Origin of the sequence: Polaromonas sp., assembly GCF_035638815.1 — a bacterium.
GTDB lineage: Bacteria > Pseudomonadota > Gammaproteobacteria > Burkholderiales > Burkholderiaceae_C > Polaromonas.
In genome coordinates, this window is the sequence record NZ_DASQZG010000016.1 from 264226 (window position 1) to 278940 (window position 14715).

The following is a 14715-nucleotide window of genomic DNA, read 5'->3' on the forward strand; positions in this document are numbered from 1 at the left end:
TCAGCCGGGATGGCACAACTTTTGCGTTGTATCGAACGGGCGTAACGAAGCGTCCAGGCTTAGCGACAGCACTGCAGGTTTTGCGCACAACGACGTGCGTAGCGATGTGCCTCATGCCGGACACCGTCCGGTGCCTGTTTACAGGAGAGGGCCTCATGTCTTATTTCCCTTGTTCCACTGACCCCCTCGGTCTTGAAGGCGGATTGCGCGCCAAGGCCTATGGCATGTCAATTGCGTTCAAGCCTTCTTCTGCACATGTATTTGCACCACTGAATCACTTTGGAATGACGTCATGAAAAAATCTAGGCTGGTTATGGTTGGCAACGGAATGGCCGGGGTTCGCACGATTGAGGAGCTGCTCAAGGTTGCACCTGATCTGTACGACGTCACCGTGTTCGGCGCAGAGCCGCACCCCAACTACAACCGCATCTTGCTGTCTCCGGTTCTGGCGGGCGAGCAAACCATTGACGAGATCGTTCTCAACTCCTGGGACTGGTACAAGGACAACCACATCACGCTGCACACAGGCAAAAAAGTGGTTGAAGTTGACCGCATCAAGCGCGTGGTGCGCGCGGACGACGGCACTGAGGCCGAATACGACCGCCTGTTGATGTGCACCGGCTCCAACCCCTTCATCCTGCCCGTGCCTGGCAAGGACTTGAAGGGCGTGATTGCCTACCGTGACATCGCCGACACCAACGCCATGATCGACGCGTCCGTGAAGTACAAGAAAGCGGTGGTCATCGGCGGCGGCCTGCTTGGTCTGGAAGCGGCCAACGGCCTGATGCTGCGCGGTATGGACGTCAGCGTGGTGCACGTCATGCCTACGCTGATGGAGCGTCAGCTTGACAGCGTGGCGGGCAAGCTGCTGCAGAAGTCGCTGGAAGACCGGGGCCTCAAGTTCCTGATGGGCGCTCAGACTCAGGAGCTGCTGGGTAACGCCGATGGCCGCGTCACCAGTATCAAGTTCAAGGACGGAACCGAGCTGGCCACCGATCTGGTGGTAATGGCCGTCGGCATCCGGCCCAACACAGAGCTGGCCGAAAAAATGCGCCTGCACTGTAACAAGGGCATCGTGGTCAACGACACCATGCAGACCGTGACCGACGCGCGCATCTATTCCGTAGGCGAATGCGCGGCGCACCGCGGTATTGCCTATGGGCTGGTGGCACCGCTGTTCGAGCAGGCCAAGGTCGCGGCCAACCACCTCGCGCTGTTCGGCATTGGGCGCTACACGGGCTCTCTGACCTCCACCAAACTCAAAGTCACCGGTATCGACCTCTTCTCGGCGGGCGAATTCACCGGCGGTGAAGGAACGGAAGAAATTGTCATGAGTGACCCGTTTGGCGGCGTCTATAAAAAACTGGTCATCAAGGACGACAAGCTCATTGGTGCCTGCCTGTACGGCGACACTGTGGACGGCAGCTATTACTTCAAGCTGCTGCGCGATGGTCGCAGCGTGGGCGACATCCGCGACAAGCTGATGTTCGGTGAGTCCAACATCGGCGACGCCGGCCACGAAGGCCACAGCAAAGCCGCGGCCATGCCGGATGAAGCCGAGGTCTGCGGCTGCAACGGCGTGAACAAAGGCACCATCTGCAAGGCCATCAAGGAAAAAGGCCTGTTCACCCTGGACGAAGTGCGCAAACACACCAAGGCCAGCGCCTCCTGCGGCTCCTGCACTGGGCTGGTTGAGCAGATTTTGATGTTCACCGCCGGCGGCGATTACTCGGCCACGCCCAAGCTGAAAGCCATGTGCGGTTGCACCGACCATGGTCACCAGGCGGTGCGTGACGCCATCCGCAACAACAAGCTGATGACGATTGCGGACACTTTCAAGTTCATGGAATGGAAAACACCCAACGGCTGCGCGAGCTGCCGCCCGGCCATCAACTACTACCTGATCAGCACCTGGCCCAAGCAGGCAAAAGACGATCCGCAAAGCCGCTACATCAACGAACGCAGCCACGCCAACATTCAGAAAGACGGTACCTACAGCGTGATCCCGCGCATGTGGGGCGGTGAAACCACAGCAAGCGAGCTGCGCCGCATTGCCGATGCGGTAGACAAATACAAGATCCCGACAGTCAAGGTGACAGGCGGTCAGCGTATCGATTTGCTGGGCGTCAAAAAAGAAGACCTGGTCAATGTCTGGAAAGACATCGGCATGCCCTCGGGTCACGCCTATGCCAAGGCGTTGCGTACGGTCAAAACCTGTGTCGGCAGCGAGTGGTGCCGCATGGGCACGCAGGACAGCACACAAATGGGCAAAGACCTGGAGCGCGCCATGTGGCGCATGTACGCGCCGCACAAGGTCAAGTTCGCGGTCAGCGGCTGCCCGCGCAATTGCGCCGAATCCGGCATCAAGGACGTCGGCATCATTGGCGTCGACTCCGGCTGGGAGATGTACATCGCCGGCAACGGCGGCATCAAGACGGAAGTCGCGCACTTCCTGGTCAAGGTCAAAACGGCAGCGGAAGTTCTGGAATACACCGGCGCATTTTGTGAGCTGTACCGGCAGGAAGGCTGGTACCTGGAGCGCACGGTTCACTACGTCAACCGCGTGGGTCTGGATTACGTGAAAAAGAAAATCCTGGAGGATCACGAGGGTCGCAAGCAGCTCTGGGAGCAGCTGCAGTTTGCGCTCGACGGCGAACCCGATCCGTGGTTCGATCTGAAGGAAGCCGCGGTGGATACGCGGCAATTCAACAAGCTGGCAGCAGCCGGGCAGGAGGCATGAAGATGAATGAATGGACCGTGATTTGCCGCGTTGAAGACATCCCCGTACTCGGCTCGCGCCGGGTCGCACGCCCACGCGGCGTGGATGTCGCTGTGTTCCGAAACGCAGATGACCAGGTGTTCGCACTGCTGGACCGCTGCCCGCACAAGGGTGGTCCGCTGAGCCAGGGGATTGTGTTTGGGACCAGCGTGGCCTGCCCGCTGCACAACTGGACCATAGGCCTTGCCGATGGCTGCGCCCAGGGGGCGGACGAAGGCTGCACACCGAAATTTGCATGCAAGGTGGATGCAGGCCAGGTCATGCTCAACCCGGTGGAACTGGCAACGCTGGCCCTGGATCTGGCGGCGCCGCGCGCCGGCCCCTGCGCCTCTACCGGCGCGCTGGGCGACCAGACCTTTGACGTGCAGGCCCCGCACACAGCATGACGGTTCTCCCCGTTCGCCCTGAGCCTGTCGAAGGGCTTCGACAGGCTCACCCTGAACGGAGAGAAACGCGCTCGACCTGCCCCTACTGTGGCGTCGGCTGCGGTGTGATCATCGAATCAAATGGCGACGAAATCACCGGGGTGCGCGGTGACCTTGAGCACCCCGCCAATTTCGGCCGGCTCTGCACCAAGGGGTCAACCCTGCACCTGACGGCATCAAGCATCGTCACCCGGCAAACCCGCTTGCTGCACCCCATGCAACGCACGCAGCGCGGTGCCGCGCCGCAGCGCATCAGCTGGGACAGCGCGCTGGATGCCGCCAGTGAAGGTTTCGCGCGCATCATTCGTGAACACGGGCCCGACGCGGTGGGCTTTTACATCTCCGGCCAGTTGCTGACCGAGGACTACTACGTCTTCAACAAACTCGCCAAAGGCCTGATCGGCACCAACAACGTCGACACCAATTCGCGCCTGTGCATGAGTAGCGCAGTGGCCGGGTACAAGCAAACGCTTGGCGCCGACGCGCCGCCCAGCTGCTACGACGATGTCATTCACGCGCAGTGCATCTTCATCGTCGGCAGCAACACGGCCTACGCGCACCCGATTCTTTTCCGCCGCATCGAAGATGCCAAGGCCGCCAACCCGGCGATGAAAATCATTTTTTGCGACCCGCGCCGCACCGACACGGCTGGCATTGCAGATCTGTACCTGCCGATCCAGCCCGGAACCGATGTCTCGCTCTTCAACGGCATGCTGCACATCATGCTGTGGGAAGGCTGGACCCAGCCGGCCTGGATTGCTGAACGCACCAACGGATTTGATGCCCTCAAAACAACCGTGCGCGACTACACGCCAGACCTGGTGGCAGATACCTGCGGCATCAAAAAGGAAGACCTGTTCACAGCGGCCAAACTGTTTGCAACGTCCGCCGCGACACTGAGCCTCTACTGCCAGGGCCTGAACCAGTCCAGCAGTGGCACCGCCAAAAACGCGGCATTGATCAACCTGCACCTGGCCACCGCACAAATTGGCAAACCCGGCGCCGGCCCCTTCTCATTGACCGGCCAGCCCAATGCCATGGGCGGCCGCGAAGTGGGTGGACTCGCGAATCTGATGAGCGCGCACCGCGACCTGGCTAACCCGCAGCACCGGGCTGAAGTTGCCGCCCTGTGGGGTGTGCCCTCGGTACCTGAAAAGCCGGGCAAGACCGCTGTGGAAATGTTCCAGGCGGCGGCCGATGGCGAGATCAAGGCCTTGTGGATCGCCTGCACCAACCCGGCCCAGTCCATGCCCGACCAGGCCACGGTGCGCCGTGCGCTGCAGTGCGCTGAACTGGTGGTGGTGCAGGAAGCTTTTGCCACGGCCTCAACCTGCGACTATGCCGATCTGCTGCTGCCGGCCACCACTTGGGGCGAGAAAACCGGCACTGTGACCAACAGCGAGCGACGCATCAGTCGCGTGCGGCCGGCTGTGTCTGCGCCGGGCGACACGCGGCATGACTGGTCGATTGCGGTGGCCTTCGCACAGCGGCTGGAGAAGCTGTTGCGGCCGCAGAAGATCAGCTCGCTTTTCCCCTGGTCAGTAGATGACGAAACGGCCAGCGTGGAAGCCATCTGGAACGAACACCGCGAATCAACACGCGGGCGCGACCTGGACATCACCGGTATGAGCTACGCCATGCTGGAAGCCGCGCCACAGCAGTGGCCGCTTAAGGAAGGAGAAAGCACCGGCAAGGTACGGTTGTACGAGGATGGCATCTTCCCGACCGAAGACGGCAAAGCGCGCTTCGTCAACACTGTTTATAAACCGGTGGCAGAGCCGCGCGAATCGCGCTACCCCTTCTCGCTGACCACCGGCCGTCTGCGCGACCAGTGGCACGGCATGAGCCGCACCGGCACGCTGGGCCGGTTGTTCGGCCATGTGGCCGAGCCGTCCATCCAGATGAACGCGCAAGACATGGCGCGGCGTCTGTTGGAGGAAGGCGATCTGGTCTACGTGACATCCAAACGCGGCTCCATCGTGGTGCCGCTGCAGGCTTCAGCCGAAGTGGGGGTCAGTCAGGCCTTTATGGCCATGCATTGGGGCGCTGAATATTTGAGCGGCCTGTCTTCGCGTGGTGAAGCACTGGCCGGCGTCAACGCGCTGACCACCTCTGCCTATTGCCCCAGCTCCAAACAGCCCGAACTCAAGCATGCCGCGGTAAAAATCCTGAAGGCTGAATTGCCCTGGTCGCTGCTAGCCATGGCCTGGCTACCCGCCGATCAGGCGTTGACAGCGCGCGAACAGCTTAAACCGCTGATGGCAAGCTTTGCGTTCAGCAGCTGCGTGCCGTTCTCCAATGAGGTGCCGTTGGGCGAGGCTGGTAGTCAGCGCACGGGTGTGCTGTTTCGCGCCGCAGGCTTTGAAGCACCGCCTGAAGGCGTCCTGCAAAAAATCGAAGGCATCCTGGGGCTGGGCGGGGCCGATGCCCTGCGCTACGTGGACAGAAAAAAAGGTCAGCATCGCACCGCGCGTCTGGTGCGCAAGGGCGATATGGCCGAGCTCACAGGCTTTGTGCTGGCTGGCGATGTCAGCGCGCAGGCCTGGATCAAAACGCTGCTGCAAGACGAACTGCCAGCGCAGGCCTACGGCCGGCTACTGCTGCTACCCGGCGCCAAAGCGCCGGGTGCCATGGCGCCGCGCGGAAAACCGGTGTGCAGTTGTTTCAGCGTCAGTGACGAACAGATCGCCACCGGCCTGCGCGAAATCGCCAGCGAACCTGGTGGCGCCGGCCTGCTTGCCAGCGACGAGGACCGACTGCTGGCCTTGCAGCAAAAACTCAAGTGCGGTACCAACTGCGGCTCCTGCGTGCCCGAGATCAAGCGGATCATCCGGACGGCCCCCACCACCGCCCGCCGCACCGTGATCCCGATCAAGACGCTGGCCTGACACGCACAAATAAAACACGGCTTAAGCTCATAACGGCAAGTTATCAACCTTCGCCGACAATCACGCATGTCCATCGCTCAGTACATCAAGGTCATAGGCCGCGGGAAAGACGGCGCCAAGCCGATCACCCGCGAACAGGCCTGCGACCTGTTTGGCCAGGTGCTGGACGGCACGGTGACCGACCTGGAAGTGGGCGCCTTTTGCCTCGCCATGCGCATCAAGGGCGAGGAGCCGCACGAGATGGCTGGTTTTCTTGACGCCACGCATGCCCGGCTCAATCTCATTCCCGCAGGAAGCAAACCCCTGGTGGTGCTGCCAAGCTACAACGGCGCTCGCCGCTTGCCGGTGCTCACCCCTTTGCTGGCGGCGCTGGTCGCCCGTCGCGGCTGGCCTGTGCTGATTCATGGGACATCGACCGAGACCAGCCGGGTTTTTGTAGAAAATGTGCTGTCTGCCCTTGGTACACGGGCGCAGACAGCTATCAAACCTGTAGCAAATGGCGAAGTGGCTTACGTCCCCACCGAGCTCCTGAGCCCCGGACTCAAGCGTCTGCTGGATGTGCGCCGCGCCGTCGGCCTGCGCAACTCCAGCCACAGCCTGGTTAAATTGATGAACCCCTGCGCGGGCGCTGCAGTCATCGTCAGCAGCTACACCCATCCGGAGTACGCCATTTCCATGGCAGCCGTGTTTGAACTGATGGGCTCCACCGCCCTTCTGCTACGCGGCACTGAAGGCGAAGTGGTTGCCGATGCGCGCCGTCTCCCGCAAATGGACGGTTTCATCGCCGGCAAACGCATCACACTGCAGGAGGGCCAAAAGGGAACGCTGACCGACCTGCCCGATCTACCCACAGAGATCGACCCAGAAACTACTGCGGCTTATATTCAAGAAGTATTGGCAGGAACCAAACCGGTTCCTGCCTCCATGGCATTGCAGGTGGAACATATCTTGCATCTGGCTCAAGCATCATGAATCACACTGGAAAAGTCACACTTGTAGGTGCAGGCCCTGGCGATCCGGAGCTGCTCACCGTTAAAGCCGTCAAGGCCATTCAGGGCGCTACCGTGCTGCTGGTGGACGACCTTGTCAGCGCAGACATCGTGGCTTTGGCCTCAACGAGCGCGCGCATTGTGTATGTCGGCAAACGCGGCGGCTGCAAAAGCACACCACAGGCCTTTATTGAAAAACTCATGCTGATGGCCGCGCGTGAAGGCGAAAACGTTGTCCGCCTCAAGGGCGGCGACCCTTTCATCTTCGGACGCGGTGGTGAAGAGCTGGAGCATCTGCGCGAGGCCGGCATCGACGTGCAGGTGATCAACGGCATCACCTCGGGCCTGGCAGCCGTCACGTCTCTGGGCGTGCCACTCACCCATCGTCAACATGCCCACGGCGTGGTTTTTGTCACAGGCCATGCCAAGCCCGGAGACGAAGGCACCGACTGGCGGTCACTGGCCGACACCGCTTTCAAGGCCAAGCTCACACTGGTCATCTACATGGGCGTCAGCGGAGCAGAACGCATAGAGCGTGAATTGCTGAGCGGCTTGCCAGCGAGTACGCCCGTGGCCGTGATTCAAAATGCTTCACTGCCTAGTCAGCGTCACATCACTACCCGGCTAGGCACTCTGTCAGGCGCGATCCAGGAAGCTGGCATGGGCAGCCCATCCATCATTGTGGTCGGTGACATCGTGGCGGGCGTGGCCGCAGCCATCAGCACTCCTGCAGTGACCAAAGTAGCCTGAACCAGACAGATCAGCCCCACGGTCCGAAAATCAGCATGTCAGCTATGAAGTGCCCCAGCACTATTGGCCACAAAGTCCGCAGCTTCACGTAGATGCCCGCTGCAAGTAGCCCGAACCAGAAAGCGGAGATGACTCCACCCACACCCTGCTCGGAGTGCGCAATGGAGAAGACGATCGCAGTGATCAGCACATATCCAACGCGCCTGTGACGTAGCGGCAACACGGCCGACAAATACATCCATCCCAAGCCGCGCCAAATGACCTCTTCTACCAGCGCCGCAGTAGCGGACATGTAGAACGCGACCAGCAGTTTGGGGAAATACGAGGCCGGCATCCCCTGCACGTCCTGAAAATTGCTGTTGAATTGGGAAAACCAGACCTTCGTCACCACATGCATTGGCCAATAGGCCGCCACTAAGAGTGCGGCTACAAACAAGGTGAAGCCAATGCCATCCCTGCGCGCAGATTCTTTGCTTCCAAGAGGAAGGCCACAGTCCTGCATCCTGACCCCGGTTGGACGAAGAAAGAAGTACCAGCCAACCATCGGCGCAACGAAAAACTGGGCGAAGTCTGCAACCCAGAACCAGGTCGGCGCAAGTTGAAACAGCCAAGGTTTGTAGAAATGGTTCGCCAAACTCAGCGCCATAAACGGAAACGAGGCGGCCAATGCCGCAACGTGCGGCGTTGAAGGCTGAGCTCCTCCAGGTTGCATAGTTTTCCCCCTGCTTGATAGTGTGCATCAACACCTGCGAGCAGCGGGACCTAACGCACTTTGGTGAACACAAGACTCATTCACGTCACGACGCTGTCACACGCCCTTTCTAAGCTGCGCAGTTTGACGGGATAACTTATGTCGACTCGCCTTCTGGCTGGTGTACTCCTCGTACTCAGCGTCACCTGCGCCCAGGCACAAACCTTTTCTTTCGGACTGTGGGGCGACATGCCTTACAAGCGAAACGGCGACGAAGCAAAGCTCCCCGCGCTGGTCAAAAGTATCAACCGGTCCAACGTGGTGTTCTCCATCTTCACAGGGGATATCAAGGACGGCGCGTCCGAGTGCAGCAACGAGGTCTTTGCCTCTGCCCTGACCCTGTTTGCTCAGGTAGCCAAGCCACTGATTTATGTCCCCGGCGATAACGAGTGGACCGACTGCCACCGTCTGAACAACGGCGGGTATGACACGCTTGAACGGCTGGACTACCTGCGTAAAACCATGTTCCCAGCCACGGGCAGCCTGGGCCAGCGCCGTATGCCGCTGCGTCATCAAGGCCAGGTCGGTGAAAAATTCGTGGAGAACACCCAGTTCAGCCACCGCGGGATTGTTTTCGTTACGCTGAATGTGCCCGGCACCAACAACAACAAAATTCTGGACGCAAAAGACTGCAGCGAAAGAAGCGCGCGGACCCCTGCGCAGTGCGAAGCGGGCAATGCTGAATACCTTGAACGCGACGCTGCCAACGTGCGCTGGTTGCAGGAAGCGTTTGAGCGTGCCCAAAAGCAGAAATCACGGGGCCTGGTGCTGGTGATTCAGGCTGACCCCGGTTTCGATGTTCCGGAAACGCCCCAGACCGACGAAAGCCAGGAAGCCCGCGTCAGCGGCTACCGCAATTTCATGGAAAAGCTGGTGGCTGAAACCGAGCAATTCAAGGGTGAAGTGCTGTTTGTTCACGGTGACACCCATTTCTTCAAGGTGGATAAACCGCTGTACAGCCCCAACAAGCTGCTGCCCAACCTGACGCGCCTGCAGACCTTTGGCAGCCCGATGGTTCATTGGGTCAAGGTCACGGTAGAGCCCCAAAACCCCAATGTGTTCGCGATTCACCCGGTGATCATGAAGCACTAGTTCTGTACCCAAGCTGGCCTGCGGATCCGGCGAACCAGGGACGCCGACCACGGCCTGCGGCGGCCTTGCCGACGCATGGTCACAGCTACACTCCAGGTTCCGCAGTGCGCCCTACAGCGGGCACCCGCTCGCATTTGCTACAGCTTTGATAGCTACTTGCGCCGTGTTTACTGGACCAGAGGCTTATTTGATTCATCAATTTGATGTCGTGGTGATTGGCGCCGGGGCTGCCGGCCTGTTTTGCGCCAGTCTCGCAGGGCAGCGCGGCCTGAAAGTCCTGCTGCTGGACCACAGCGAAAAAGTGGCCGAGAAGCTCCGCATCTCGGGCGGAGGCCGCTGCAACTTCACCAACCGCGATGCAACGCCAGCGCAGTTTTTGGGCGACAACCCGCACTTCTGCCGCTCTGCCCTTTCCCGCTACACCCCGCAGGATTTCATCGCGCTGCTGCAGAGCTACAACATCCCGTTTCACGAAAAACACAAAGGCCAGCTGTTTTGCGACCGATCGGCCGAGGATGTGATCAACATGCTGCTGACCGAATGCGCCAGGGGTCAGGTCACCCGGTGGCAACCTTGTGCGATCAAAAGCATCAGTTGCCCAGAAACCTCGGGCCAAGTCAGCTATCAAATTGAGAGTGACCGAGGCCTGATTGAAACGACCCAGATAGTGGTCGCCACGGGTGGCCTGTCGATTCCCAAGATTGGCGCGACCGATTTCGGCTACCGCATCGCCAAACAATTCGGCCTGCGCATCGTCGCCACGCGGCCTGGCCTGGTACCCATGACTTTTGACGGGGATGGCTGGGCGCCCTACGCCCAGTTGGCGGGTCTGGCCTTGCCGGTGTTGATCGAAGCCGGGCCACCCGATGCAACGCCCAAGCAACGCAAAAAAGCAGTTGTTTTTGCCGAAGACCTGCTGTTCACTCATCGCGGGCTCAGCGGGCCAGCGGTATTGCAGATTTCAAGCTTTTGGCGGGACGGGGAGGCCATTCGCATCAACCTGGCTCCCGGCGTGGACCCGCCTACCCTGCTTCTGCGCGCCAAGGCCAGCTCCAAAAAGCTGATTGCCAATGAACTGGCCACTCTCGTACCGGGCAGGCTGGCTGACGCATGGGCCAGCCGCGACGCCGCCTGGCAAAAACCCGTCAGCGACGCCAGCGACAAAGCCCTGGAAACCCTGGCCACCCAGCTGGGCGACTGGCAACTGATGCCGACAGGCACCGAAGGCTACAAAAAAGCCGAAGTGACGCTGGGCGGTGTAGATACCCGGGATCTGTCGTCTCAAACCATGGAATCAAAGCAGCCCGGACTGTATTTCATCGGTGAAGTGGTAGACGTGACCGGCTGGCTGGGCGGCTACAACTTTCAGTGGGCCTGGGCATCTGCCCATGCATGCGCCACCGCATTAACTACGCAGTCCCGCTGAGCCCTCCCCCGTCTTAACCAAGCAGGGGCCGCGGAACCGGCTTCGCCGGGCCGCAGGCGCAGCGCCCCCTCGGGGGGCAGCGCAGCACACGCAGTGGCAAGCGTGGGGGCTGGTATATAATCTCAGGCTTTGCTAGCAAACCCGCGTTCCGGCCTGATCCTGATCAGATCACTAACGACGCAAAATTTTTGGATCACTTCATCAATGACGACCATTCGTGTAAAAGACAATGAGCCCTTCGACGTGGCTCTGCGCCGTTTCAAGCGCACCATCGAAAAACTCGGCCTGCTGACCGACCTGCGCGCCCGCGAGTTTTACGAAAAGCCAACAGCTGAGCGCAAGCGCAAGAAGGCAGCCGCCGTCAAGCGCAACTACAAGCGTATCCGCTCGATGCAACTGCCTAAAAAGCTGTACTAAAAATACACGCCTCACGGCAAACCAAAAGCCCGCACGAGGACGCTCTGCGGGCTTTTGTATTTTTTGACTTTCAACTTTCAGACGGAGACGCCATGTCCCTCAAAGACCAGATCACCGAAGACATGAAAACCGCCATGCGCGCCAAGGACAGCGAGCGTCTGGGCACCATCCGCCTGCTGCTAGCCGCCCTCAAGCAAAAAGAAGTGGACGAACGCGTAGTACTCGACGATGCCGCTGTGATCGCCATCGTTGACAAGCTGATCAAGCAGCGCAAAGACTCGCTGGAAGCCTTCCAGAAGGCCGAGCGCAAGGACCTGGCCGACAAGGAAGCGGCCGAGCTTGTGGTGTTGCAGGCCTACCTGCCAGCCCGCCTGAGCGCTGAGGAAGTCGCCACAGCCGTTCAAGCCATCGTCGCCGAGCTGGGCGCCAGCGGCCCCGGCGACATGGGCAAGGTGATGGGCGCGGTAAAAGCGAAACTCGCTGGCAAGGCCGATATGGGACAGGTATCCGCGGCGGTAAAGGCAGCTCTAGCGGGGTGAACGAAGAGAGCAGCGCCGGGCTACGTCAGGAGCCGGCGACCTTCATCCGATTAATGAGAATCGACCCCACGCTTTTCGCACCGTAGTTGTAAACATCGGCGCCCACAGCCTGAATGCCCATCAACATGTCTTTAAGGTTGCCCGCAATCGTGATTTCTTCAACCGGAAAAGCGATGCGTCCTTTTTCCACCCAGAAGCCCGACGCTCCGCGCGAATAGTCGCCTGTCACATAGTTCACGCCCTGTCCCATCAGCTCGGTGACAAATAGGCCGGTACCGAGCTTCTTCAACATGGCGTCAAGATCATCGCCCGCTCTCGTCTGGCGGCTGCTCATCACCAGGTTGTGTGAGCCGCCTGCATTGCCCGTCGTTCGCATACCGAGCTTGCGGGCCGAATAAGTGCTTAAAAAGTAGCCGTGCACAATACCCGCCTCCACCACGCTGCGCGCCCGGGTTTTTACACCCTCCTCGTCAAACGGCGCACTGCCTTTGCCTTTGCGCAGGTGCGGGTCTTCGGTGATGTCAATGTGGTCAGGAAACGCGGCCTTGCCCAGGCTATCAAGCAAAAACGTGCTCTTGCGGTACAGCGCGCCACCGCTGACCGCCTGCACAAAGCCGCCCAGCAAGCCAGCTGCCAGGGGTGACTCAAACAACACCGGACATTGGGTGGTTTTGATCTTGCGGCTTTTCAGGCGCGCCAGCGCACGCTCGGCTGCATAACGACCCACGGCCTCGGGGCTGGCAAGCTCACTGGCGTCACGCATGGAGCTGTACCAGGCGTCGCGCTGCATGTTGCTACCTTTGCCGGCAATTGGGGCGACCGAAATGCTGTGGCGTGAACTGGCATACCCGCCGCGAAAACCACGGGTATGTGCGCTGAAAAAATGGCTTTGCTGCGCCGACACACCTGCGCCTTCGCTGTTGGTGATCTGACGCGAGGTGGACAGAGCCGCGGCCTCGCACTGCAGCGCCAGCGTTGCCGCCTGCGCAGAGTCGATGGCCCACGGGTGAAACAAATCCAGGTCCGGGTGAACACGAGCGATATCCCGATCTGCGGGCAGGCCGGAGGTTTTGTCTTCGGCCGTGAAGCGGGCAATGTCATACGCTGCCTGCACGGTCTGCTCGATGGCTGCTTTGGAGAAATCGCTGGTGGCCGCGTTGCCGCGCTTTTGGCCCACATAGACGGTGATGCCCAGTGACTTGTCCCGGTTGCGCTCAACGTTTTCAAGCTCGCCCTTGCGAACACTGACGCTCAAGCCGCAGCCTTCGGACGCCTCGGCAGCCGCATCTGTAGCGCCAATTTTCTTGGCATGCGCCAGCGCGGTGTCGACCAGTTCTTCAAAAAAATCGCGGTGATAACTGAAGCCGGATTCGGGTTGGGCAGGCTGTTTGGAGCGGTGACTTGTCTTGGTTGTCTTGAGGGTCATATGGGTAGCTATGATACTGACTGCTATGAACAACAAGACGATTAAAGGCTATTGGTCCAACGGCCGCTTTGTGAAACCCGAAGAAATTGCCCTGGAAGAGGTAGGCCCGCCCAGCAAGACCCAACTCAAGGCCGAGGCTGACGAAAAACAGGCCCTCGGCGAAGCGCTGCTCACCCTGCGCGCCGACCTGATGGCCAGGCTGGACCTGCCGGAAAAGTTGCTGGACGCGATCGCGCAGGCTAAAAAAATCACCAATTTCGAGGGCAAGCGGCGGCAGATGCAGTTCATCGGCAAGTTGATGCGGCCGCTGGATGCCGAGCCGATACGCGCCGCCATTGACGAGCAGAAAAACGGTTCCGCGCAGTTGACGCTGGCCTTGCACCTGGCCGAGCAGTGGCGCGACAAGCTGATCGCCTCTGACGACGCACTGGGCGACTGGCTCACCGAGCATCCCGACACCGACTCGCAACAACTGCGCGCGCTGATCCGTCAAGCCCGCAAGGATTCCAAGCCCGAAAAACCCGGCGAAGCACCGCGCCACGCCAAGTCCTACCGGGAAATCTTTCAGCTGGTGCGACAGGCCATGAGTCCGGACAAGGATTGAGCACCATGCATGACCCGGTGAAAATCGGCATCGTTTCGATCAGCGATCGGGCTTCCAGCGGCGTCTATGAAGACAAAGGCCTGCCTGCCCTGCGTGACTGGCTGACACGCGCGCTGCTCAACCCGATAACCTTCGAAGAGCGCTTGATTCCTGACGAAAAAGATCGCATCAGTGCCACGCTGATTGAGCTGGTCGACGCGGGTTGCTCGCTGGTGCTGACCACCGGCGGCACCGGCCCTGCCCCGCGCGATGTCACACCCGAAGCAACCCTGGCAGTGGCCCACCGCGAGATGCCCGGCTTTGGCGAGCAGATGCGCCAGATCAGCCTGAAATTTGTGCCCACGGCGATCCTGTCACGCCAGTGCGCCGTGATTCGGGACGAAAGCCTGATCCTGAACCTGCCCGGTCAGCCCAAATCCATCCAGGAAACTCTGGAGGGCCTGAAGAACGAGGCAGGCGATTCCACCGTATCCGGGATTTTTTCCGCGATCCCTTACTGCATTGACCTGATTGGCGGGCCTTATCTCGAAAGCGACCCGGCAGTCTGTAAAGTGTTTCGCCCGAAATCAGCCATTCGGGCCCCGGCAGCCAGTTGATACATCCCTGATCCGCCCAGGGCAGGCAGATCA

14 protein-coding genes are annotated in these 14715 nt (G+C 60.2%); 12 read left to right on the forward strand and 2 right to left on the reverse strand.

Going from position 1 to position 14715, the window contains the following annotated elements; all coding sequences use genetic code 11:
• Positions 1 to 155 precede the first annotated feature (155 nt).
• The 6 genes from VE934_RS11470 (at position 156) to cobA (ending at position 7831) form a co-directional block, all read left to right on the forward strand.
• Positions 156 to 296 (forward strand): hypothetical protein, encoded by a 141-nt coding sequence (locus tag VE934_RS11470; RefSeq protein ID WP_324887530.1) that lies wholly within the window; start codon positions 156 to 158, stop codon positions 294 to 296.
• Positions 293 to 2740, forward strand: a complete 2448-nt coding sequence (gene nirB / locus VE934_RS11475) for a nitrite reductase large subunit NirB (protein WP_324887532.1) — start codon at positions 293 to 295, stop codon at positions 2738 to 2740. The genes VE934_RS11470 and nirB overlap by 4 nt, the downstream gene beginning before the upstream one ends.
• Positions 2741 to 2742: 2 nt before the next feature.
• Positions 2743 to 3165 (forward strand): nitrite reductase small subunit NirD, encoded by a 423-nt coding sequence (gene nirD / locus VE934_RS11480; protein ID WP_324887534.1) that lies wholly within the window; start codon positions 2743 to 2745, stop codon positions 3163 to 3165.
• Positions 3162 to 6092 carry a molybdopterin-dependent oxidoreductase gene (locus VE934_RS11485; RefSeq protein ID WP_324887536.1) on the forward strand — a complete coding sequence of 977 codons (2931 nt, stop codon included), beginning with the start codon at positions 3162 to 3164 and terminating at the stop codon, positions 6090 to 6092. The genes nirD and VE934_RS11485 overlap by 4 nt, the downstream gene beginning before the upstream one ends.
• 66 nt (positions 6093 to 6158) lie before the next feature.
• Entirely contained in the window at positions 6159 to 7064 is a 906-nt protein-coding gene (gene ybiB, locus VE934_RS11490; RefSeq protein ID WP_324887538.1) for a DNA-binding protein YbiB, read from the forward strand.
• A complete protein-coding gene (gene cobA / locus VE934_RS11495) occupies positions 7061 to 7831 on the forward strand; it encodes a uroporphyrinogen-III C-methyltransferase (RefSeq protein ID WP_324887540.1) in 771 nt (256 codons plus the stop codon). Before ybiB ends, cobA begins: the two co-directional genes overlap by 4 nt.
• Positions 7832 to 7841: 10 nt before the next feature.
• On the opposite strand, the gene VE934_RS11500 is transcribed toward cobA, so the two are convergent.
• The gene (locus tag VE934_RS11500) at positions 7842 to 8498 is read right to left on the reverse strand and encodes a CPBP family intramembrane glutamic endopeptidase (protein WP_324887541.1); all 657 of its coding nucleotides are present in this window, start codon (positions 8496 to 8498) and stop codon (positions 7842 to 7844) included.
• 183 nt (positions 8499 to 8681) lie between these two features.
• Here VE934_RS11500 and VE934_RS11505 point away from each other — a divergent pair, with 183 nt between their 5' ends.
• The 4 genes from VE934_RS11505 to VE934_RS11520 all read left to right on the forward strand — a co-directional run bounded on the left by VE934_RS11505 (position 8682) and on the right by VE934_RS11520 (position 12056).
• A complete protein-coding gene (locus VE934_RS11505; protein ID WP_324887543.1) occupies positions 8682 to 9674 on the forward strand; it encodes a hypothetical protein in 993 nt (330 codons plus the stop codon).
• Positions 9675 to 9861: 187 nt separating this feature from the next.
• The gene (locus tag VE934_RS11510) at positions 9862 to 11100 is read left to right on the forward strand and encodes an NAD(P)/FAD-dependent oxidoreductase (RefSeq protein WP_324887545.1); all 1239 of its coding nucleotides are present in this window, start codon (positions 9862 to 9864) and stop codon (positions 11098 to 11100) included.
• A 204-nt stretch (positions 11101 to 11304) separates the two neighbouring features.
• Positions 11305 to 11517 carry a 30S ribosomal protein S21 gene (gene rpsU, locus VE934_RS11515; RefSeq protein WP_007872347.1) on the forward strand — a complete coding sequence of 71 codons (213 nt, stop codon included), beginning with the start codon at positions 11305 to 11307 and terminating at the stop codon, positions 11515 to 11517.
• A gap of 92 nt (positions 11518 to 11609) precedes the next feature.
• Positions 11610 to 12056 carry a GatB/YqeY domain-containing protein gene (locus VE934_RS11520; protein WP_324887551.1) on the forward strand — a complete coding sequence of 149 codons (447 nt, stop codon included), beginning with the start codon at positions 11610 to 11612 and terminating at the stop codon, positions 12054 to 12056.
• Positions 12057 to 12081: 25 nt separating this feature from the next.
• Here VE934_RS11520 and pmbA read toward each other — a convergent pair whose 3' ends face one another.
• Positions 12082 to 13482 (reverse strand): metalloprotease PmbA, encoded by a 1401-nt coding sequence (gene pmbA, locus VE934_RS11525; RefSeq protein ID WP_324887554.1) that lies wholly within the window; start codon positions 13480 to 13482, stop codon positions 12082 to 12084.
• A 25-nt stretch (positions 13483 to 13507) separates the two neighbouring features.
• Between pmbA and yjgA the strand changes: the two genes are divergently transcribed.
• Both yjgA and mog read left to right on the forward strand, forming a co-directional pair.
• The gene (yjgA, locus tag VE934_RS11530; RefSeq protein ID WP_324887556.1) at positions 13508 to 14086 is read left to right on the forward strand and encodes a ribosome biogenesis factor YjgA; all 579 of its coding nucleotides are present in this window, start codon (positions 13508 to 13510) and stop codon (positions 14084 to 14086) included.
• 5 nt (positions 14087 to 14091) lie between these two features.
• Entirely contained in the window at positions 14092 to 14682 is a 591-nt protein-coding gene (mog, locus tag VE934_RS11535) for a molybdopterin adenylyltransferase (RefSeq protein ID WP_324887558.1), read from the forward strand.
• Positions 14683 to 14715 lie beyond the last annotated feature (33 nt).